The sequence below is a fragment of the Paenibacillus gyeongsangnamensis genome, from assembly GCF_027533625.1.
In the GTDB taxonomy this organism is placed as follows: domain Bacteria; phylum Bacillota; class Bacilli; order Paenibacillales; family NBRC-103111; genus Paenibacillus_G; species Paenibacillus_G gyeongsangnamensis.
The window spans coordinates 82,273-104,082 of the sequence record NZ_JAQAGZ010000003.1 but is presented as its reverse complement, the minus strand read 5'-3'; the positions used below and the strand labels follow the sequence as shown (position 1 = coordinate 104,082).

The 21,810-nt window shown below is 54.9% G+C and carries 20 protein-coding genes and 1 riboswitch; of the genes, 7 read left to right on the top strand and 13 right to left on the bottom strand.

Features of this window, described 5'->3' with window-relative positions:
- Positions 1-68 precede the first annotated feature (68 nt).
- Together O9H85_RS05315 and O9H85_RS05310 are read right to left on the bottom strand one after the other, a co-directional pair.
- Positions 69-1,037 carry an FTR1 family iron permease gene (locus tag O9H85_RS05315; RefSeq protein ID WP_269880248.1) on the bottom strand — a complete coding sequence of 323 codons (969 nt, stop codon included), beginning with the start codon at positions 1,035-1,037 and terminating at the stop codon, positions 69-71.
- A 188-nt stretch (positions 1,038-1,225) separates the two neighbouring features.
- The gene (locus O9H85_RS05310) at positions 1,226-1,648 is read right to left on the bottom strand and encodes a DUF1284 domain-containing protein (protein WP_269880247.1); all 423 of its coding nucleotides are present in this window, start codon (positions 1,646-1,648) and stop codon (positions 1,226-1,228) included.
- Between the two features lie 204 nt (positions 1,649-1,852).
- On the opposite strand from O9H85_RS05310, the gene O9H85_RS05305 reads away from it, so the two are divergent.
- Positions 1,853-2,713, top strand: coding sequence for an aldo/keto reductase (locus O9H85_RS05305; protein ID WP_269880246.1), 861 nt, complete (start codon positions 1,853-1,855; stop codon positions 2,711-2,713).
- A gap of 9 nt (positions 2,714-2,722) precedes the next feature.
- Here the strand turns inward: O9H85_RS05305 and O9H85_RS05300 are convergent, their stop codons facing one another.
- From O9H85_RS05300 to O9H85_RS05290, 3 genes are all read right to left on the bottom strand, one after another.
- Entirely contained in the window at positions 2,723-3,073 is a 351-nt protein-coding gene (locus O9H85_RS05300; RefSeq protein ID WP_269880245.1) for a DUF6171 family protein, read from the bottom strand.
- A 4-nt stretch (positions 3,074-3,077) separates the two neighbouring features.
- A complete protein-coding gene (locus O9H85_RS05295) occupies positions 3,078-4,568 on the bottom strand; it encodes an alpha-N-arabinofuranosidase (protein WP_269880244.1) in 1,491 nt (496 codons plus the stop codon).
- 312 nt (positions 4,569-4,880) lie between these two features.
- A complete protein-coding gene (locus O9H85_RS05290; protein ID WP_269880243.1) occupies positions 4,881-6,296 on the bottom strand; it encodes a HEAT repeat domain-containing protein in 1,416 nt (471 codons plus the stop codon).
- Positions 6,297-6,954: 658 nt separating this feature from the next.
- Between O9H85_RS05290 and O9H85_RS05285 the strand changes: the two genes are divergently transcribed.
- Positions 6,955-8,199, top strand: coding sequence for an MFS transporter (locus tag O9H85_RS05285; RefSeq protein WP_269880525.1), 1,245 nt, complete (start codon positions 6,955-6,957; stop codon positions 8,197-8,199).
- Positions 8,200-8,257: 58 nt separating this feature from the next.
- Positions 8,258-8,566 (top strand): hypothetical protein, encoded by a 309-nt coding sequence (locus tag O9H85_RS05280; protein ID WP_269880242.1) that lies wholly within the window; start codon positions 8,258-8,260, stop codon positions 8,564-8,566.
- A 145-nt stretch (positions 8,567-8,711) separates the two neighbouring features.
- Here O9H85_RS05280 and O9H85_RS05275 read toward each other — a convergent pair whose 3' ends face one another.
- From O9H85_RS05275 to O9H85_RS05260, 4 genes are all read right to left on the bottom strand, one after another.
- Positions 8,712-9,083, bottom strand: coding sequence for a (2Fe-2S) ferredoxin domain-containing protein (locus O9H85_RS05275; protein ID WP_269880241.1), 372 nt, complete (start codon positions 9,081-9,083; stop codon positions 8,712-8,714).
- 152 nt (positions 9,084-9,235) lie between these two features.
- A riboswitch (cobalamin riboswitch) is annotated at positions 9,236-9,429 on the bottom strand.
- 439 nt (positions 9,430-9,868) lie between these two features.
- Positions 9,869-9,979, bottom strand: coding sequence for a YjcZ family sporulation protein (locus O9H85_RS05270; protein WP_269880240.1), 111 nt, complete (start codon positions 9,977-9,979; stop codon positions 9,869-9,871).
- Positions 9,980-10,083: 104 nt separating this feature from the next.
- A complete protein-coding gene (locus O9H85_RS05265) occupies positions 10,084-12,024 on the bottom strand; it encodes a TOMM precursor leader peptide-binding protein (protein ID WP_269880238.1) in 1,941 nt (646 codons plus the stop codon).
- Positions 12,021-13,598 (bottom strand): TOMM precursor leader peptide-binding protein, encoded by a 1,578-nt coding sequence (locus tag O9H85_RS05260; RefSeq protein ID WP_269880237.1) that lies wholly within the window; start codon positions 13,596-13,598, stop codon positions 12,021-12,023. The genes O9H85_RS05265 and O9H85_RS05260 overlap by 4 nt, the downstream gene beginning before the upstream one ends.
- Positions 13,599-13,911: 313 nt before the next feature.
- Here O9H85_RS05260 and O9H85_RS05255 point away from each other — a divergent pair, with 313 nt between their 5' ends.
- The 4 genes from O9H85_RS05255 to O9H85_RS05240 all read left to right on the top strand — a co-directional run bounded on the left by O9H85_RS05255 (position 13,912) and on the right by O9H85_RS05240 (position 19,850).
- Positions 13,912-14,214, top strand: a complete 303-nt coding sequence (locus O9H85_RS05255) for a hypothetical protein (RefSeq protein ID WP_269880236.1) — start codon at positions 13,912-13,914, stop codon at positions 14,212-14,214.
- 180 nt (positions 14,215-14,394) lie between these two features.
- Positions 14,395-16,308 carry a putative thiazole-containing bacteriocin maturation protein gene (locus O9H85_RS05250; RefSeq protein ID WP_269880235.1) on the top strand — a complete coding sequence of 638 codons (1,914 nt, stop codon included), beginning with the start codon at positions 14,395-14,397 and terminating at the stop codon, positions 16,306-16,308.
- Positions 16,305-18,251: a TOMM precursor leader peptide-binding protein gene (locus O9H85_RS05245; protein WP_269880234.1), complete on the top strand. Its 1,947-nt coding sequence runs from the start codon at positions 16,305-16,307 to the stop codon at positions 18,249-18,251. Before O9H85_RS05250 ends, O9H85_RS05245 begins: the two co-directional genes overlap by 4 nt.
- Before the next feature lie 21 nt (positions 18,252-18,272).
- On the top strand, positions 18,273-19,850 hold the full coding sequence (locus O9H85_RS05240; RefSeq protein WP_269880233.1) for a SagB family peptide dehydrogenase: 1,578 nt from the start codon (positions 18,273-18,275) through the stop codon (positions 19,848-19,850).
- Between the two features lie 155 nt (positions 19,851-20,005).
- Here O9H85_RS05240 and O9H85_RS37690 read toward each other — a convergent pair whose 3' ends face one another.
- From O9H85_RS37690 to O9H85_RS05225, 4 genes are all read right to left on the bottom strand, one after another.
- Positions 20,006-20,095 (bottom strand): IS3 family transposase, encoded by a 90-nt coding sequence (locus tag O9H85_RS37690; protein ID WP_409348106.1) that lies wholly within the window; start codon positions 20,093-20,095, stop codon positions 20,006-20,008.
- 100 nt (positions 20,096-20,195) lie between these two features.
- A complete protein-coding gene (locus tag O9H85_RS05235) occupies positions 20,196-20,447 on the bottom strand; it encodes a hypothetical protein (RefSeq protein WP_269880232.1) in 252 nt (83 codons plus the stop codon).
- Positions 20,448-20,615: 168 nt separating this feature from the next.
- Positions 20,616-21,020: a DoxX family protein gene (locus O9H85_RS05230; protein WP_269880231.1), complete on the bottom strand. Its 405-nt coding sequence runs from the start codon at positions 21,018-21,020 to the stop codon at positions 20,616-20,618.
- Positions 21,017-21,694: an alpha/beta hydrolase gene (locus O9H85_RS05225; RefSeq protein ID WP_269880230.1), complete on the bottom strand. Its 678-nt coding sequence runs from the start codon at positions 21,692-21,694 to the stop codon at positions 21,017-21,019. The genes O9H85_RS05230 and O9H85_RS05225 overlap by 4 nt, the downstream gene beginning before the upstream one ends.
- Positions 21,695-21,810: the final 116 nt, after the last annotated feature.

Sequence of the window (21,810 nt, the reverse complement as noted above, 5' to 3'; positions counted from 1 at the left end):
AAAAAGATATTCGTTTTATACCGGACCCCAAAAGCCGATTAAGCAGAACCGACTTTGGGCAGGAAATCTTATGAACTTAGCTTCTCAGCCAATTTGGGCTTCCATACGCGTATGAACTGTAACAATACATAGGAGCCTACGACAAAGACAAAAGCAAAGGCTTGTGCAGCTAATGTTTCAACCGTTGGGAAGACCGAGAACCAAACTCCCATCCATTCAGGAATGTCCAGATTCAGTTCTGTCGTCGGAATCCAACCGGCCAGCTGCATTTCTTGGGCCGTCTCGCCTATCATTACTAACAGCACCAATACAAGCAATGCGCCTGTCAGAATCAGCATTTTCTTGTAAGGGAGCTTTTGGTGGGCGACGAAGGTCAATAATGCCACGATACCGGTAAAGAACAATCCGATTAAGGCGCCGAGCAAAATAACATGGTTACCCGCTTGTAATCGTAAGTTTTGAAGGAACAGCACGACTTCAAAGCCTTCTCTATACACGGACGTTAATCCAACCACAACGAGACTCCAATAGGATGTAGAGGCACTAACGTTTACCTCGACCGGCGCATCCGTAATCTGACGTCGCTTTTTATTGTGCAAAGAAATCCATCCGGTCCAATACAGCTTGTGAAAAAACCAGTTCATAATGATCAGGAGTACGATATTTGCCAAAAGGCCGGTTGCCGCCTGGATATTGAGCTCAGACGTTGTGTTTCCCACAAGCGAAATAATGCCCACGACTACAAACCAAGTTACAATCGTTAAAAAGAACGAAATCCCCGACCCGACAAAGATGGGTTTCCAGGAATCCTTTTTGCTTCGGACTAGACCTGCCGTAATGGCCGATAAAACAAGGATGGCCTCCAATCCTTCGCGGAAGACTAGGATCGCCGTATTTAAAATGGCAGTGGTTGGAGTTATATTGCTTGCGCTTGGATCGGGTGCGCCGTTCGCAGAAACCCCTTGCCACACTAAGACACCAACGATAATGAGTGCCAGAATGCCGAACGTAACATTTTTAAGACTTAAGGATTTCATTATGCCTGCCCTCATTTTCCTTTTAATATACGATAATGAAAATCATTATCAATAAAGCGATTATAAGGGATTTTTATTTGCCAGGCAATAGGATTTGAGCAAATTAGAATCATTCTCATTTAGGTATTATTTCAATTTTCATGTGTAAAAAAAATGGCCATTCGGCGATACCCGCCGATGGCACGCGATCAAGACGAGATCGGCGGCAGCCTCTCTCCCCGGCCGATCATGGCAACCCCTTCCTCGCAGAGTCCCAGAGGCTGCCATCGGCAGCTTGCACACAGCACGCGGATGTCGCCCGGAGCCACGGCAATGCCGACCCTCTCGCACAGCTCGGACCAGCGGACGCGGCTTCCGAGGCCCGCGCCGATTTGGCTAAGCACCGCCGCATCCCTTTCGTATACGCTCCCGTTCTCGCAATGGGGGTGCTGATCGGAAGGATAAGCCCGGCAAATGTCGTCCGGCCCCTTCACAATTTCAACAACGGTATCCGGCTCCTTGCGCAGCGTCTCGTAAATCGAGGTCATATTGACGCAAAACGATTCCGAGTACCCTTTGCCGCGATAGCCCAGCAAACAGAGAAGATGATGTCCCCGAAGTCGAATGGCCATACCGCTGCCTCCTCACAATGAATTGTATACTTGCTCTTTTCGACGGCAATATTGTAAACCCATTGTATCACTTCATAGTTAACATTTCATGCTTTTTCTGCTCATATTGACTTTCCGATTGCAATCGCCTTCCTTCGTTCTGGCTGTGTAATATGGTATGATTATACAAGAAGTACATTTCTATTGGACAAGGAGTGACAGTTGATGGAACAAAGAGCTTACGGCAAAACCGGCCGTTCGTTCCCGCTTCTCAGCTTCGGCGCCCAGCGCATTGTCGACGAGCATCAGTGTACCGAGGAGGAAGCCATTCGCATCGTAAACCGGGCGATCGACGAGGGCATCACGTATTTCGATACGGCTCCCAGTTACTCCAAGGGCCAATCCGAGGAGCGGCTCGGTAAAGCGCTCGGCGCCCGGAGGAAGGACGTCTGGATCGCGACCAAGACGCACGACCGTACCCGGGACGGTTCCTGGCGGTTGCTGGAGGAAAGCTTGAAGCGGCTGCAGACGGATCACGTCGAGGAATGGCGGCTGCATAATATCATGACGCCGGAAGAGCTGGAACGATGCTTCGCCAAGGGCGGCGCGCTGGAGGCGCTGCAGGAGGCGAAGGAGCAGGGGATCGTGAAATCGCTCAGCATCAGCGGACACACGAATCCACGGGTGCAGCTCGAAGCGATCGAGCGCTTCCCGTTCGACAGCGCGCTCGTCGCCCTATCGGCCGCGGACCATTTCATCTACAGCTTCGCCCATGAATTTCTGCCCAAGGCCAATGAGAAGGGCGTAGCCGTCATCGGCATGAAGGTGTTCGCCCTCGGCAAGCTCTCGCCTTGGTATGAGCAAGCGCTCAGATATACGCTCTCGCTGCCGATCTCTACCGCCATTGTCGGGATGGAATCGATGGAACAGCTTGAGAAGAACCTAGCGGTAGCCAAGAGCTTCAAGCCGATGACGGATATCGAGCAGCTGGAGTTTTTCAAGGAAATCATTCATCTGGCGAACCCGGAAGTCCTGCGTTGGAAGGCCAGCGAATGGATGTCGGGCCAGTGGTACCAACGCGCTTGAGCCCTCGGTTCAGGCGAAAATGAAAAGCTTTATATCGGGATCCTCCCGAAAGCAATCAAAGTCCCCGTCAGGCACCTGACGGGGACTTTGATTGCTTTCGGACCATCTGCTTCCGTTCGGATGCGGGCATTCCTTAGCCTTGAGCCGTGCCCGGATCTGAACGATACAGCCGCAAACCGAGCAGCTCGTGCCGTCCGATAGTCGCGGACAGGATGCGCAGCTCTGAAGCCGGAGCTCGTACACCTGTTCTGTCACACAAGCGTCCGGTTCCGGCCGGAAAGCCGCCATCAGCCGCTCCACCCGGTCAGGGGTGATTCGGTAGCGGTCGTCACAGCCCTTGCAGCGGTTAACCCCGCTCATGGGACTATCGTTCCGCAGCTAGCTTCAATACGGCGACGGACATCGGCGGCAGGACGATCTCTATTTCATTGCCCTCCTGCTTGAAGCTGTCGAAAGCTCTAGGGGCCACCCTTGACGGATGCTCGAACGTATTATGCTCCTGCATGCCCGCTGCGGTCAGCAAGCTGCCGGACAACGGCCTTGCCGCCCCCTCCTTACCTCTAAGCTCAATCCGTACCGGTGCGTCCGAGGTATGATCCAAGTTGCATAGACTGATATGGATATGACCTTTGCCATCCCGCGACGCGGAGGCCGATATTTGCGGCAGACGCTCGTCGCCGAACGCATAAAGCGAGGCGTCGCAGCGGCTCTCCAGCAGCTCCGCGTCCTGATGCACCTTGAACATATGCATCACGTGGTACGTCGGCGTCAGGAGCAGCTTGTCGCCCTCCGTCAGAACAACCGCCTGAAGCACATTGACGATCTGAGCGAGGTTCGCCATATGTATCCGGTCGCAGTGCTCATGGAAGATGTGAAGCGTAAGACCGGCGACCAGTGCGTCCCGGATCGTGTTCTGCTGGTACAGAAAGCCGGGATTCGTCCCCGGCTCCGCTTCATACCAGGTACCCCATTCATCGACGATCAGACCGACCCGCTTCTCCGGGTCATACCGGTCCATGATCGCTTTGTGCCGCTTAATCAGCTCGTCCATATGGAGCGATTTCTTAAGCGTCGCAAACCATTCCTCTTCACCGAATTCGGTAGCCGAGCCTTTCGCGGACCAGGTCCCGGGTACGGTGTAATAATGCAGGCTAATGCCGTTCATGAACCGTCCGGCTATCCGCATCAGCTCCTCCATCCAGGCATAATCCCCTTCGTTAGGTCCGCAGGCGATCTTGTAGATTCGGTTGTCTCCGTAATTCCTCACATAGGTCTGGTATCTTCGGTACTCATCGGCGTAATACTCGGGACGCATATTCCCTCCGCAGCCCCAGTTCTCGTTGCCCACGCCGAAATACTTCAGCTTCCAGGGGTCCTGCCGCCCGTTCTCTCTTCTGAGGTTCGCCATCGGCGAATCTCCCGGAAAGGTGATGTATTCCACCCATTCCGACATTTCCTGTACCGTACCGCTTCCAACATTGCCGGAAATATAAGGCTCGCAATCCAGCAGCTCGCATAACCGCAAAAATTCATGCGTGCCGAAATGATTGTTCTCCACCAAGCCGCCCCAATGGGTATTCACCATGCGCTTCCTATGTTCCTGCGGACCGATGCCGTCCTTCCAGTGGTATTCGTCGGCAAAGCACCCTCCCGGCCAGCGCAGTACGGGGATTTGAAGCGCTTTAAGCGCTTCCAAGACATCGCTCCGCATCCCTTCGGTGTTCGGTATCGGCGACTCCTCCCCAACCCAGATTCCTTCGTAAATACAACGGCCGAGATGCTCGGAGAAATGTCCATAGATATGCCTGCTGATCTTCCCTCGGGTGTGATCCGTCTGAATCGTTACCTTGTTCATCCAATCTTCCGCCTCCATTAATTAATAATTTTGTTAATTGAATAATTATTATATTAATCATAATTTCATATTAATTTCCGTATGCCATTTGCGCAACCTTTTTCTTTTTGCAAACTGCCTCGCAGGCTTCTTGAATCCGAAACAACCCAGCCAACCCAGGATAAACGGCTACGCCATCCTTGTCTTACAAGGACCATCGCGTTTATCAAGGTTGATGCGAAGCTGGAAGCCCACGAAAACTTATAAATTCTTATCAACGCAAAAACATCGCCTGCCGCAGCGGCAGGCGATGTCGGTTTTCTTAACTTCGGCTTACGGGTAGAACGTGCTTTGAGGCGTGGTGGAAGGGCACCACCGGGAATTGAACAGGAAGCGGATGAGCACATCCTTCGCGGCATTCGTGCCGATGTAGTACAGCGCTTCCGCCGCATGACCGCGCACGTAGCGGTTGTCGTCCTCAAGCGCCGCCTCCAGCGCAGGAACGGCGGCATCGGCCGCAGCGCCGAGTCGGGCCAGCGACAGCCCGGCCATGAAGCGCACCTGCACGTCTTCGTCCTGAAGGCAGCGAATCAGACCGTCCACCGCTTGATCGACCGGGACTGCGATCATCGACAGCGCCTCGACAACGGCCTGCCGCACGACAACATCCGTGGAAGGCTTCAGCAGCGCCGTCAGCTTCGGCAGCACGGAGGAGGCCAAGTGTCTCAGCTCGCCGAGCGCGAATACGGCATGCACAACCGTTTCAGGCCGCTTCTCGCTGAGCGCGGCTTCCAGCATGGGTACCGCTTCGGCTCCGGCCGCCGACAGTCCATAGGCTGCCAGACGGGATACCTTCACGCTGTCGTGCCGAAGCGCCTGCTGCAGCGCCTGCACGCCTGCCGTACCCATGCAGGCAAGAGCATATGCCGCGTTCAGGGCCGTCGGCTCAAAGGCATCCTCGAGCTGTCTAGCGGTTTCCTGTACCTTCTCGCTGTCTGCCTGTGCCGTATTCGCCAGGCTGCCGATCCGGCCCGACAGCCAGTTCCAGGTTTCCTTCCACATGTTCTCATGCTCCACGATCTTCGTGCTGAAGGAGGCAGGCTGCTTCCACTCGGGATCAATGCAGTCCCAGCTCGGAGCCGAAGGCGCTTCCGTGCGCATGAACTCGAATTTAAGCATATAACGAGGCTGTCCGATAATGTTCGGCGTAGACCGGTGCCAAATGTCGTAGTGAATCAAAGCGAACGTGCCCGCCTTGCCGCTGGCCACCTGTTCGCCTTCCGACTCGTCCGATTCGAACGTACGGGACTCGTAATTTTGTGTGCCGGGCATGACCCCCGTCGGTCCCAGCTCTACCGGCGTATCCTGCGGGAAGTACATAACCATGGCCCACCAAGGATGATGGTTGCGCATTCTTTTGTAGCCCCAATAGCTGTCCTTATGCCAACCGCCTGCCTTGGGCGATGCATTGAAGTGGCCGTGTCTGTGCGTATGCATCATATAATTGGGTCCCAGCACGCTGGTGAGGGCGCCGGTCACGACCGGATGATCGAACACCTTCTGCAGGTCGCGAATACGAGGAAGCAGATTGTTGCCCGGATTGCCTTCCTTCTCGTAGACCTCGTTGAGCTGCTCGGTCAACCGTTTATGAAATTCCTCCGGAAAATCCGTCTTCAGGATCAGGAAGCCTTCCGTGATAAACTTCCTCATTTGTTCGTCGGTCAGCAATACTTGTACTGGACTGCTCATGAACTCTACCTCCTAGGGTTTAATGTTCTTGACCCTAATTATAATGATTCGGAGAACAGAGAACATGGAGAATGCTAATCGGAGTTTGCACAATAGTAAGGATGTTTCACCTAAAATTACTTATCCCGGTCAGGCCGACCCGGACAGATTCGTAAACAGATAAACTCGCCATAGATGACGTCAGATGACGATCAGGCTGTAGAGAAACCCATGGAAAAGAGAAGTCTGCCATGGTGCCCCGGTGGGGTCCCCCTCCGGCCGCTGTTGTTACCCGTAAAATTTTCAATTTATTTAGCGGTCATTTTCCGATAACAAAGGCGGGCGCTATCGCTCCTACAGGGGATGCCCCACCTACCATTTTCTGCATTTTCAATATATCCGGGTTTCTCGTCAATCTGTCCGTCATAGATGTCGTCCTGATTTTTAACGTTACCCATTCCTGCAAGGCCTCACTCCTATTTGACGTAAATTACGTCAATTACACAGCGCGCAAATGCATGTCAAGGCACGCACGCCTCTATAATTAAAAAAGCAATTAAAAAGAAACCGCAGCAAAGGTTATATGCTAGAATAAAGAATGCAAGTTCTCAGGGCACGGCTGCGAAGCACCGCGCTGCTGCTTGCCGCAGCATTAAAAAAGGAGTGTTGAAGCTTGACTATGCATCAAAACACCGTCAAAGGCCCGAGCCTTCTCGGCAACCGTTTCATTCAAACAATACTTCTGTCAAACGTCTTGCTGCAAATCGGCATCTGGGTGAGGAATTTTGCCATTCTGCTCTTTATCGCGGAAAAAACAAATAACAATCCTTATGCCATATCCTTGATCAGCCTCGCCGAATTCGCGCCGATTTTCGTGTTCTCGTTTATAGGCGGCACTTTCGCCGACCGCTGGCGGCCGAAGCGGACAATGATCTGGTGTGATTTGTTGTCTTCAGCCTCGGTATTCGTTGTATTGCTGATGATTCAGTTCGGATCGTGGCAGTCCGTATTCCTGGTCACGTTCATCTCGGCGATTCTATCGCAGTTCTCACAACCTTCGGGTATGCGGTTGTTCAAGCAGCATGTTCCGGGAGAACAGCTGCAGCAGGGGATGGCGCTGCTCCAGTCGTTGATGGCGATCTTCATGGTACTTGGGCCGATGCTCGGTACGTTCACTTACAGCACGTTCGGCCTTATAACGTCAATTGCCGTTATGGGGGTTGCCTTCCTGCTATCCGCGCTGACACTGGTACGGCTGCCCAAGGACAAGGAGGAACAGCGGCCTGCATTGAAGAAAGGCCAATTCCGTGAGGAGTTCATCGAGGGGTTCCGTTACGTCTGGCAAAGTCCCGTGCTTCGGATGCTGGGAGTCGCTTTCATTTTGGCAGGCCTTGCCGTGGGCCTCGCTCAAGCGCTCGGCCTGTTCATTGTAACGGAGCGACTCGGCCGGCCGAAGGAATTTCTACAGTACATCCTCATGGTAAACGGTGCCGCAATGCTGTTAGGAGGCGGCATTGTTGCCGTTTTTGCAAAGAGGGTCGCGCCGCAATTGCTGCTGGCCGTCGGTATGCTGGTGGGCGCCATATGCACGATCGTTATCGGCTACTCGACGAATGTGGCCTTAACGCTGATTGTGCAGTTCGTGAACGGACTCGTGTTCCCGTGCATCCATATCGGGATCAGTACGATGATATTGAAATGGTCACACGAATCGATCGTCGGCCGGGTTAATGGCGTACTGTCTCCGATGTTCGTCGGCATGATGGTCATCTCCATGTCATTCGCCGGCATGTTGAAGGACGCGTACTCTCTAGTATCGATTTACACTGGCGCAGGTATCCTGTTCATACTGGGAATGTTAGCCATGCTCCCGATCATGAGCCAGAAAGCGCCGGAGACATCCGAGGGCTCCCAGCCGGTTTGAGAAACAAACGGGTTCCCTGGTATGATGTCTTAAAGAAGAATAATATGGGAGGCATCTAATGAGTCAGCGTTATCGCATTACAAGGGAGTTTCAAGAAGATGGGAATACGCCGCAAACCATATCTTTGGAAGAGTGCAAACGGTATTTTGCGTCCAAACCTGATTTTTCCTATACATCCGTGTTTACGGTGACAGGCTCTACCACCATGTCCATTGAGGGAGATTTTTTCATGTGGAGCTGCGGCGATACAAAAATCCCGTTCCGGCATTATCAAGGAGATATTTACGTATCCGGCACCAATGAAGCCGTGATCCCCAAGATGATTGAGGTTGCGGGCGAATTAGGTGCGGATGTAGTGGAAGGGTAAATGTTTCAATATTGCCAACCACGAGGCTGCCGTGGGGAATGATCGGCAGCCTTATTAATAGGAGTAATAAAAAATATTGAAAATGGATCTTTATAAAAGAATGGTTCGATTTCATGTTCTTTGTCCCCCTAGATGATCCATATTGTCATTTCTTCATTGATCGAAGCAGCCCCTCGGCGCCATGGTCTGTGGGAATGAACCGTTCCCCGCTCCAGGAATATACCTTCCGGTCCTGCAGCGGCTTGCCTTGCAGGAGATGCTCTCTTACCAGAGCGCGCGCCGTGTCCGGGGTCATGTCCTTGTACCAGACGCCTTCAGGATAAACCGTCACGACGCAGGCATCCTCGCATCGGCCGTTGCACCGGGTTCTCGTCGTATGGATTCGGTCATCCGCTCCCTGTAGGGCAATTTCCTCGCGCAGGGCCGCCGTTACCTCCTCTCCTTGCCTGCGCAGACAGCTTCCTCCGTTACAAATCAGCACATGATGCATCGTCTTCGATAAATCCCAAGTCGCCATAGCTATTGCCCCCTTCATATGGACTTACAGCTTAAAACGCGCACAAAAAAAGCATCTTCACCCCGGCAAAATGAAAGGTAAAGATGCCCTATGAACGCCATCAAAACAGACGCAGGCTGTCTCTAACACTTCCCTATCTACCGTAGGTTACTGCAGTGTTGTCAGAACAGGCAGGTCTCCTGGCTCCGGAATCGGCATCATCAGCAGCCTTCCCGATCTTGGCTCAAGATCAGTGGCATTGTTGCTGTGACTCCTCCGTTACAGTGGCGGGACCACGTCGGCATTGCACCGAACTTCCCTTTTAAGCTTTAGCAGCGCTAAAGCACCTTGTTCCCACAGATGTTCAATTGTGTGCAAACAAGACCGATCGTAACCTATCCTGCAGTTTTCGTCAAGCTTTCCGGTTGAACTCTGCCCGAATTGAATAAGTTATTTAATAGTAATTTTTACTATTAAACATCATACTTGAGCGCTTCCTTCCTGTCAACCGTATGAACGAAAAAATGGAAAGCCGTACCCGTCCGCCTTCCACTCTATTTGTACCAACTTCAAATGAAGCTTCCATTAGAATCGGCAGGCTTGTCCGAACCGGGCCAGGATAAACGGCTACGCCGTCCTTGTCTTACAAGAACCAGCGCGTTTACCAAGGTTGATGCGAAGCTATAAGTTGCGAAAACTTATAAAGTCTTATCAACTAAAGAAACCGTTCCCCGGCTAAGACGCCGGGGAACGGTCTTCAACCAACCGGGGGACATCTCCATCGCAGTAAACCGGAATAAAAGGAATTAGATCAGGATGGAACGAGATACGATGACGAGCAGAATGAACAGTACCAGAATCACTGCCGTGGACGTGAACAAGCCTGCACAAGAACAGGAACCGAGACCGAAACCCATGAATCCTCTCCCCCTTCCGCCTTAATAGTCCATTGTATGCCATATTCTAAGGAGAGGATTGGACGAATTTCACGGCTGGCCCCTCATACCGCTATCACCTATACCTATGGAAACGGATGCGGATACGGATTCAGCTCCTCCGGCGTCAGTCTGTGATTGGCGTAACCCAGCTTCATCGGTACCTCAAGTACCCTGTCCAGGCCCGCCAACCGGGTAAGCTGATGTCCGAACGTCATAGGCAGCATTCCCGGAATCAGCACTTTGACGCAGTGCAGCCCGTTGCGGAGCGTCTCTCCCGACGACTGGTCGATGACAATGACCTCCAGCTGCAGGCTGCGGAATACCTGAAGGACCTGTTTCAGATCCTCCGTCAGATCGTCGTTCGCCGGTACGGAGCGGAACTCTTCCGCGAAAGTCCGGAGAGGACGATCTTCATCCAGCAGAAAACGGAGCCTCTCCTCCGCTTGCGGCAAGCTGTACAACAGAGAATGATCTCCCATATGCTGCACCAGGAATGAATCATGAAGCATGGCCTCGCCATCCTCACGACGTTCCCTCCAGCTTTCTTGAACCATCGGGATCATGCCCGCCAGCTCATGAAGGGCGCTCTTGGCCGCCCGGATCGGGTCAAGATGGGCTCCCGCGGCACAGACGAGATTCGCTCCCTGTTCCATCCCGTTCTTCGCTACGGCCCAAATGCTCGGAATTCCGTTTCCCATCGTCGTATTGTACAAACTTACCTCGTACCCCGTTACCGCCCTTAGCCGTTCAGTCATTAGCAGCAACTCCAGATCTCCCGACGAGCGGTAATCGAGCCGCGGAACAGGCAATCGGGCGTACCATGTCATCAGGAACGAATCCCGTTCGGCCACTTCCATTATCCCATACAGAATCGCCTCCTCGAGGCTCCCTCCTATGGCGCAGCCGTTAGAGGTTTCGTATACGAAGCCCCCTCCGTAGCCCAGACTGTAGTAAGCCAGCAGCTCCGGAACGAGGACCGGGCGCTCCTGCAGAAACGAATATCCCCATACCCAAGCCATCGGGGTATCGGGATCAAACGGCAGGAACGGAAAGTCAGGCTGTTCCAACTGCTCCTTCGCATGGAATCCCACCTTCGACGGATCCATCGCAGACAGCTTCAGGCGGGAGAAGCTGTCGTACACGACTGTCCTTTTGCCGCGGGGAGCAAGACCGCAATTTCGCTCCAATCCCTCCAGGATTGCAGCCAGCTCGCTGTCCGCATACGAATGCGAGCGGCCTCCGGTCACCTCATCGGACGTGCTCAAAGGAAGATTCGCGACCGCTCCGGCAAAGGCCGATACGAGATCAGGCTGCTTGCCGTTGAACAGTCCGGTCCGGCTGTCCCAATAATCGCCGGCCAGCACCTTCCGCAAATCGCTCATCGAACGGCTGCGGTAGCTGTTCGGGCCAAGCTTCTTGCACGGTCTTAGCGTTATTTCGGCCGCTTCGGCCGAATCGTCCGGCAGCCGGCCGCAAACCTGACAAGTCGGATCGGGCAGAATGTAGTGGATTGTCGTATTCAGATGATCCAGATCGACCAAATAGACTCGGCCTTCCGAATGCGCTCTCCCGCCCCGAAGCACTTTTGCCGTTTCCTCAGAGAGGATAGTCGCCATATGCCGTAATCCGGCATAAGGAAGCTCTGCACAAGGATGAGGACCCGGATAATCGGGCTGGGCCAGCCTCAGAAGCAGATCGTCCATCTCTTTGCGGCCCCGGCCGGCCATGGAACGCCGGAGCTCAGCACATTGGGAGCAGCCGGCCGTCCCGGGACGGACCAGCGGTCCCACCACCCCTTCTCCATGCGATACACAGGCGAACAGCCAAGGAATGCCTTGGTTCCGAAGCATCTCTTCCGCTTGAAGCTGAAAGGAGGAGCTCGCATGATCCTGCAGCGCCAATACCAGCTCTGCGGCCGGCAAGCCTTCACTGAAATCCGGTCTTCGTATGACCCGATACCCGGTCAAATGCTTGCATACCGTATCCGCGAGCATGCCCTCTCCAACGATGACGATCGTATTCACGGGGATACCTCCTCTCTGAGCAGTACGCCGTATACGCCAAACGGCCCGTCTCTCAGAAAAGATTCGAACCGCATATCGTACACCTCAAGACGCTTGCGGCGCGGCCTCAATGTCTGAACGGCGGACCTTACCCAAGAAGGATGCCAAGCCGTCCCGGCTGAGGGAATGGTTATGCTTTGCGGCTCGCGATCGCTCCGAATCAAGGGAGACGAAGCGGCGCGTTCGGTTTTCATCAAGGCCATCTGCAGCGAGCGGCGAAGCGCGAAAGTCATGCTAAGACCTACGCTGCCGTACCAATCGGAGCCTGACCGGACCCACGCCACCGGAAAGCCGAGCAGCGGCTCGCCCGCGGCAATTAGAGGTTCTCCCTCCATGAGGCTTAAGGCTTGCAAATAAAACCGGCACCGGACATCTTCGATCCGGATACAATCGATGGGCGAGGCAATCGGTTCATGTCGAAGCGTCCGTTTACCCAGTTCTTTGGTTAAACAAGCGCTCAACCCACGGAGAGCCGCTTCGGCGAAGGTGCAGCCTGCCCCGATGCCGATATCCTCCCGGTCGAACGGGGGCAGCCCGGAAACCAGCAGCGGCGTCAAGCGGGCAGCATAGGCCTCAAGCCCTGCAAGCGCCGACTCCCGCCGCGCCTCTTCATGTGTCAGACCGCTGCAGACGATCGCCGGCAGAAGCTCCGCCGGTCCTTCCGACAGCGGGTCAACGGGTTCGACGAGACATTGTGCCAGCGGAAGCTGGCTTAGCTCTCCCTCCTCCCATACATGGAAAATGCCCGATACCGTCGAAGTCATCCGGCTGAAGCAGGTGAACCATTCCTCCGCATTATCCGTATTCTCCGTATTCTTTGTACCCTCCGTATCCACAATATCTTCCGTCTCCACGCCTGCTTCGAGTTCGAGTTCCATATCCGCCACCGGGACAGCCGCTTCATATCCCGATACGAGCGGATGAGGCAGGAAAGGATGCCAGCTTCCCTCCAGCGTGACCGGATCCAGAATATAACACTCCCTGCTGACATCCCGCTCCTGCTCTCCCGCAGCCGTTCTGCGCCATTCGTTCACGATAAGATTCGATAACGCGGCTGCAGCCGCGGCGGAGGAGGCTTGTGGCTCCCGCTTCCCATGAAAGACGGGCGAATGCACGCGCCGCCATGCCGACTCCCAGCAGCCTTCCCCATCCGGCCGAAGCAGCGGTCCCGCCATGCCTCTTCCTCTCAGCATCACGGCAGGCAGCATCGGCTTCCGCTCCGCCAGGCAGGCAGACTGAAGCTCCCGAAGCTCCTCCAGATCGCCATGCTGCGTGACATACAAAATAAACGGAAACGGCCGAACGGCGGCCTTCCAGTCCCCGTCTTCCGCTGCCGCAACGATATCCAAAGAAGCCTCCGGATCGCGGCGAAGCGCCTGTTCCGCCAACGTCTTGAGCGCCTCCGCATCCGTATCCTGCGCACCGGTTACCGCAACGGCAAGCTTGCTAAAGCCTGAATCGTACCACGCTTCAACAAGCGAGACTAGAATCGGGCCGGAACCGACCGCCAGCACACATTCTCCCAGATAAGACATTCCGCTCAAACCTCCCTCTTCGGTTTGACGCCGCAGGACGACCGATCATGCCGGCAATCCCTCTTTTCCGGCAAAAATCTATTGTAAAACTATGTCGCCGCCCCCTTTTTTATTACGCCGCCGAACCGGTTTCTTCGGATGAAATTCGGCAACAGTCATCCGAGAATATGCAGGATGGGCGGATTCATCAGTAACAAGTGCGGAGTCCGTTACATACACATATCTTGTTACTAGGCATTCCGCCGATTCCGGCAAAATGGTTCATACTTTGAATTTAAAGTTCAAAACAAAAACTAACGGAGGTTTTGTAAACATGAGTATGAATGGTTTCCAGGAAGAAATTCAACAGCTGCCGATTTCCGATTTCAATGCAGGCGAGCTGACTCCGACAGCGTTTCAAGGCCAACCTCAGCCGTTTGATGCCCGTTTATGCGTAGGTATCGGCTTTGGAACATGCTTCTTCGGCTTTGGATCGTGCTTCTTCGGCGGTTTCTGCAGCACATTTTGCAGCACGTTCTGCAGCACGTTCTGCAGCGGCTTCTGTGGCGGCTTTTGCGGAGGATTCCGCTGCGGCTTCCACCGTTGCGGCTTCCACCGCTGCGGCCGCTGCTTCTGAAGCACGCGACGCTAATGAAGGAAGAGAGCCCCTGCGGCCGGATATTCATCCGGCGCTCAGGGGCTCTCCTTTTTTCCGTTTCAACGGGCATGAGGGACAAATAGCCGTACATACGAATAGAAAAGAGGAAATGTCGAATGACGTATCGATTGAACGAACGTCAAAAGGAGATGATCTCGATTGGACCCTTCTATGCGCCTGAAAGTGAACGGAGACGTATTTTATCTCCCTGAGGCTGACGGCAGCGTCTATTTTCGCAATAATGTCGGGTCCTTCCGTATGGAAGGCCGTGCGATCGACCAGTGGATCGAAAAGCTGCTGCCGGCGCTGGACGGAAACCAGGCCATGTCGGAGCTGACTTCTGGCCTGCCGGATGAGTATAAGGCAAGGATTTATGAACTTGCCGACGTCCTGCACCGGAACGGCTTCGTTCGGGATGTGAGCCGGGACTTTCCGCATCAGCTCCCGGAGTCCGTTCTCTCCAAATTCGCTTCGCAAATCGAATTTCTCGACGGCTTAGGCGGGTCGGGAGCTTCCCGCTTCGAGACTTATCGCCGCACCAAGGTTGCTGCCGTCGGCTCCGGGCCGTTCGCCGTCTCGCTCGTCCAAGCTTTGCTGGAATCCGGACTGCCCAAGCTGCGTCTGATCGTAACGGATGACGCGAACACAAACCGGGAGCGAATCGGGCAATTGGCCGCCCATGCCCGCCAATCGGATCCCGATGCCGATATCGAGACGATCTCGGTTAAAGAGGCCGGAACGGCTTCGTGGCGGGAAATGATCCGGCCGTTTGATGTGGTGGTGGCCGTATCGGAAAGGGGAGACGTCAGCACACTGAGGCAGCTGCAAACTGCCTGCAGCGAGGAAAAGAAGCTATTTATCCCTGCTCTATGCATCGAGCATACGGGGATGGCTGGCCCGGTGATCCGTCCGGGCTCGGAGACGGACTGGGAATCGGCATGGCGCCGCATTCATCGGGATGCGCTTAACCGGGATCCGGCTCTCCACACGTTCTCCGCCACCGCCGGATCGATGCTTGCCAACGTGACTGCATTTGAAATGTTTAAAGCCATAACGGGCGTGAGCCGTGCCGATGCTCCGCCGGAGTTCTATCTTCTTAATTTGGAGACGCTGGAAGGCGATTGGCATACGTTTCTTCCCCGCCTGTTCACGAATGAAGCCCGGTCTGCGGAGCCGGTGGGCGAAGCAAGTTCCTTGCTTGACACAGGACCGGACGGGATGAATTCCAATGAGCTCCTGATTTTTTTCAGCCGGTTGACATCGCCTGTTACAGGCATCCTCCATCAATGGGAGGAGGGGGACTTAATTCAGCTGCCGCTGGCCCAGTGCCGCGTTCAACCTGCCGATCCTTTGTCCGAGGGCCCCGCCGACTTGCTTCCGGAATGCATCGTCCTGAAGCTGACGCACGAGGAAGCCCGACGCGAAGCCGGGCTAATCGGCCTCGAGGACTATGTTTCCCATATCGCCGGCCGGCAGACCACGGAAGCCTTCATCGCTGTCGGAGTCGGAGCGAACGCCGCCGAGAGTCTGGGCCGGGGTCTGCTTAGCGCGCTGACGGAAGAGCTGCGCTTCCGGTTTGCGCAGCAGCCTCCAGCCCTATACCCGGCGTATCTTACCGATCCGGATGACGAGCGATGCCGGTTTTATCTGCGTGCGTTGACTACTCTGCAGGGGGCTCCGGTTATCGCCCGGAGCGAAGACGTTCATGGTTTCCCGGTTCTGTGGGCCGGCACAACATCGGGATGGTACGGCAGCACCGGTCTCCACCGTACGGCCGCGCTTCGAAGCGCGCTGGAGCTGGCGCTCCTTCAGGCTCAGAATAAGGGAATTGTTCCTCTTGCGCGGCAGGGCTTCATTCTTCCTCCGTTCTCATTGAAGCATCCGGGGATCGGGCAGCTTGACGTTCCTCCCATCGGAACAGGGACGGAGAAGGAGACGGTGCATTCCGCTTTGGAAGTTTTGAATCGACATGCCGTAACGCTTGAGCCGTACCGGATGCCCATAGAGCCTTTTATGAAGGATCAGCCCATTTCCGTCATCGGAGTCGCTCTTCGGAAGGAGGGGGACCGATGAGTGCGGAAGTCGTAACGGTCTTTGGCGAAGGCCGGTTGGCGGAGATGGTGTGCAAAGAACTGGCACCGGAATACCCTATTGTTCGACGCCGCAGTTTCGGCTCGGGAGCGCCGGGTGCCGCCGGGCTGGCTCTGGTCCTTCAGGACGGCTGGAATCCAAACGCGGCGCACATGGCCGAAGAATGGCTCGCGAAGGCCGGAATACCTTGGCTTGGCGCTTTCATCTCCTTCGGGGAAGGGATGATCGGTCCTCTTGTCCGCCCCGGCGTACCCGGCTGCTCCCGGTGTGCGGACAGCCGCCGCCTGATGGCCGACGGCTCGCGGAGAGAGACATGGGGGCTTCAGCAGCGGTTGGCATCGCAGGGAGGAACGGACCGAGACGCTTGGGCCTCGCCCTCCGGATTGCTGCAGATGGCCTATCTGCTCGCTGCGGAGGTACGGAGCGTGCTCTCCGGCGGGAACTCCCGCCTGGACGGCCGGGTGCAGTATGTTAGCTTAAAAACGCTGAGGAGCTCGATCCACTCATTTTTACCCGATCCGTCGTGTCCGGTTTGCGGAGATCTGCCCGACGACTCCCGGACCGCCGCGTCCATCAAGCTGAGCGCCAGTCCAAAGCTTGCACCCGGAACCTATCGCTGCCGGTCCATGGATGAATTGAAGAAGGTGCTGAGAAAAGACTACCTGGATTACCGGATGGGTTTGTTGAACGGCACCATGCAGGACCTCGTCTCCCCGTTTGCGGATACGGCCGTCAATCTCCCGCTGCCGGGAAGAGACGAGGCCTGCGGCGGCAGGTCGCACTCTTATGCCCATAGCGAATATACCGGAATTTTGGAAGGCTTGGAGCGCCACTGCGGACTCACGCCCCGCGGCAAGAGAACTGTCGTTCACGAGAGCTACGCCAATTTGGGAGACCAGGCACTTGACCCCGCCAAGGTCGGGCTTCACACGAAAGAACAATACGAACAGCCCGATTTTCCATTTATTACCTTTTACCCGGAGAAGCCGATCAACTGGGTTTGGGGCTACTCGTTCCTCGAAGAGCGCCCCATTCTTGTTCCTGAGCGGCTTGCCTATTACAGCACAGGCCGCGGTAACGACTTTGTCTTTGAAACGTCCAACGGGTGCGCCTTGGGCGGCACCTTGGAGGAAGCGATTTTTTACGGGATGATGGAAGTCGTGGAGCGCGATTCCTTCCTTATGACATGGTATGCAAGGCTGCCCCTTCCCCGGCTTGACCCGTATTCCTCAAGCGACCCGGAGCTGGCTCTTATGGTCGACCGCATCGAGGCGGTGGCGGGATATGAGGTGATGCTGTTTAACTCGACGATGGAGCACGGCATCCCCAGCGTTTGGGCGCTGGCCAGGAACAAGAAGCCGGCCGGAGTTCATCTGATTTGCGCGGCGGGTGCCCACCCGGACCCGGTGCGGGCAGCGACGGGGGCCGTTCAAGAAGTTGCCAGCCTTCTGCTCACGTATAGCGAGAAGTTCGAGAAGAACCGGGAGCAGTATGTCAGGATGCTGCACGATTCTTCCCTGGTTCGGCAGATGGAGGATCATTCCATGCTGTATGCCTTGCCGGAAGCGGAACACAGGCTGAAGTTTCTTACCGAAGCCGGCCGTCCTTGCCATGCTTTTAACCAACAATACAGGTCAGCGGAGGAGAGGCTCGATTTAGCGGAGGATTTAAAGGAAATGCTCGAAGCCTTCCGAAAGCTGAATATGGATGTCATCGTCGTGGATCAAACCGGGCCTGAGCTTCGCAGAAACGGACTGCATTGCGTGAAGGTGCTCATTCCGGGCATGCTGCCGATGACGTTCGGCCATCACCTGACACGGCTGACGGGCCTGGACCGGGTACTGCATGTGCCGTGGGAGCTTGGATATGCGAGACAGCCGCTTACGCCGCAGCAGCTTAATCCTTATCCACATCCGTTCCCATAAGCGAAGATCGGGGGAGTTAGGATGAGCCTGGATGCGTTTCTTTACGAATTGCATTTCGATACGGACAAAACCAAGCCCGTGGAGTGGGAGCCGGATTGGCAGAACGCGCCGCTGACCTACAAGCTCTATCGCCACTTGCCGTCGTTCCCTCTGTGTCCGGAGGTTCCGTTGACGCTGGAAGGACGGGGAGCGACGGTCTATCCGGACCTCCGCCGTATCGGTCATTTCCTATGGTATGTGTACGGACTGACCCGAGTAAGCCATTCCGTCTTCACCTGGAACGCGGCGGAACCGTTCACAGGTTCAGTACAGCAGCTCCGGCGGTTCGCCCCCTCCGGAGGCGGATTATATCCAAGCGAGCTGTACGTGTACTTGAAGCTGGACGATCTGCCCGCGGGCCTATACCATTATGATGCGGCGCACCACCGGCTTGTATTGCTGCGGCCGGGCCGCTTCGATTCTTATTTGGAACAGGCGACGGGATATGTCTGCGAAGGACCGGGCTGCTTCGGCGCCGCATTCGTTTCGACCATGTTCTGGAAAAATTTCTTTAAATATTATAATTTTTCTTACCGTCTGCAAGGCCTGGATGCCGGGGCGGTTCTCGGCCAGCTGCTGGTGGCGGCGGATCGCTTCGGCTTCGATGCGAAGCCGGTCTATCTGTTTTTGGACCGTGCGATCAATCATTTCCTCGGTCTACATGACGGGGAAGAGAGCGTATATGCCGTCGTTCCGCTGTCGGCTGCTCCCTCTCGCTTCCCCTCCTTCCGATCCGCTTCAAGGAATAGGGCGACAAGCTTTGAATTATGCGGGAGCTTGCCTATGCTGCGGCACGAGCGATTCATCCGCTCCGGCAGCATCACGCCGCATCCGATGCTGACAAGGATCAACGAAGCGTCCATGCTGGATACGCTTCCGCCAGTCCCTCAGGCAGGAGAAGCCGGCCCGCAGCCCAATGAGCGCCTAGGCCCGTCCGTCTTTTTGCCCCGGGCTGATCGTAGCTCTTACGATCTCGCAGCCGCCTGCCGGCTGCGCCATTCCCCGGAGCATGAATTTATACTGGGTCAGGTCACCTTATCTCAGCTAGCCTTCCTATTACAGCAAGCCGGTGCCTCAATGGCTCATCGCAACGATGTGAATCAAACGACCGGCAGGTCCCCCGTTTCATTGTATGTTTGCGTTCACGGCGTTCATGACCTTGCGGACGGTGCTTACCGTTATAATCCTTCGTCGCACTCGCTTTCCCTGATTCGCCCCGGAGACCAGCGCCGCCGGCTGCAGCAAGCCTCGACGTCGCACAATATAAGCATGCTTCAGATTCCGCTTTGCCTGCATATCATCGGGGATACGGATCATCTCATCCCTGCATTCGGATATCGGGGATACCGCATCCAGCAAATGCAGGCCGGTATTCTCGTACAGCATATTTTGCTGGCCGCTGCAGCCCTTGGCCTCGGAGCACGCCCTCTTCTCGGCTACGATTCGCTTCTGTGCGACGACATTTATCGTCTGGCGCCCGAAGGGAAAACCTGCCTGATCCAAATTCCGGTAGGACCTTACCGCCAGCGGTTAAGGCTGGAGGGAGGCCTGCACGGGTAACGTGCTTTGCGGGCCGTCCTTGCCTTGCCAAGCCGTGCTTTCACGGGTACGGGACGGATGCGAAGCCTTTTGTTTTATCAACTAAGAAAAACCGTCCGGAATTTGAATCTGAACTGCTCCCCGTCAAGTAGACAGTACAATAAAATAAAAGTAAGCTAAGCGGCCTTAGTCCTAAATTCCATTGGACTGAGGCCGTTCAATTTAGCCTGTAAACGCTCGTAATTGTAAAAGTAGAATAGAGTCAATGTCTCTTTTTAATTCCTCAAAGGTCCTATACGACGCGAACGGCCGGCCAATGAGCGACCGGCGGATGTTGGGGGCTATCCTGTTCATTACGCTCTCTTGCTATCCGATAGCGGTTAAACCATTTGCCATCTTCTTCCTCACCTGAAGCGAAGCCGCGATGGATTCCTTACGCAGTATGTTCCGCCGGGCATGCGGATCGGCTTCGAAGAAGCCGTCGCTTCTTATCAGTCTGCACAAAGCCTGCTTCGCCGCTTCCAAGGCGGCATCCTCGCGCTGCAATAGGTAATGGCAATAACTGTAGCAGTCCGTTTCGTAAGCTTTCATAAGGGTTAAGCGTTCCTTCAGCTCCATCCGCATCATCCTTGTAACGGCATCATGGTACTTCCTATTGTAGAGCCGAACCGGGGTCCCGGATAGTACTATATTGATCTAGTACCCCCTATTCCCCAAAAGGAAAAACGCCCCCTGTAAGGGAGCGCTCGCGTACGCCTGCTCGTTCATTGTTCCTTCCGCCGATCCTTAAGCGGACAGGCTGTCATTCTTCTTAAGAACGCCGTCCAGCGAAAGCGTGTAGCTGCCGCTCACAGCCAGCTGAAGCGCCATGGCGAGCAGCGCCAGATCCAGCTCCCAGCCTGCCATTTGCCCGTTGCCTGTGAAGCCTACGGCCAGCTTCACCTTTACGATCGCTCCCAGCATCATAGCGGCGATGATGACGGAGATCACTCTTGTACCGAAGCCCAGAATTAATCCGATGCCTCCCAAAATTTCAACGGCCGTTACCCCGTAGACCATGAACGTCGGCAGTCCGATACTTTGGAACCAACCCGCAATATCGTTTATTGCCTGAAATTTAATGATTCCGTGAACCAAAAACGTAATGCCCAGTACGACCCGGACGATGAATAAGCCAGCTTGATTTCTCAACGTTGTTCTCCTCCTTGATGGTCCGTTATTCCGGCATCTTGATATAGCCAGCGGATAACGTCCTGTTGATTCGCACTCGTAATGCCGTGATCCGAAGGATACGTGTGAAAGGTCAAATGAGGCGTCCGCTCCTTAAGATAAGCGGCCGTCTCTTGACCGATCCGGATCGGAAACACCGAATCGAATTGTCCGTGCGATACGAATACCGACACCTCATGGAGGCTTCGCAGCGGATATTCGTTCTTCACAAAGTCGGGAATATAACCGTTTAGAGCGGCTATCCCTTTCAGCTGATCCCCCATCGTCAGCGCCAGCGTCATTGACAGAATGGAGCCTTGGCTGAAGCCAAGCAGATATCTTCTTGCCGGATCGATCGGGTACAGACCGCTGGCTTGCAGTATAAATTCCTGAAGCTGCCGAACCGCCCGGTCGAACGAGTCCCGCAGCGGATGGCCGAGACTTTTCAGCTCGTAGTATTGAAAGCCCGGCCCCAGAGGAAGATCGCCGCGGATCCCAATCACGATAAAGTCATCGCCGGCCGACTCCAGTAAATCGAGCATAGACTGCTCGTTCGAGCCTTTCCCGTGAAGCACGAATACGGCCGGGTAACGTTTATCCGGTTCCATGGGCTCCGGCAACCGGACATCATAGGGGTAAGCCCCGATATTTTGCATGCTGATAACCTCCTTTGATTTTCAAATTCGAATCAAGTGAATAATCATTGATTATTTACTTATTTTTATATAGCATATATTAAAAGTATAACAGAAAATTGTCAACCATTTTATTT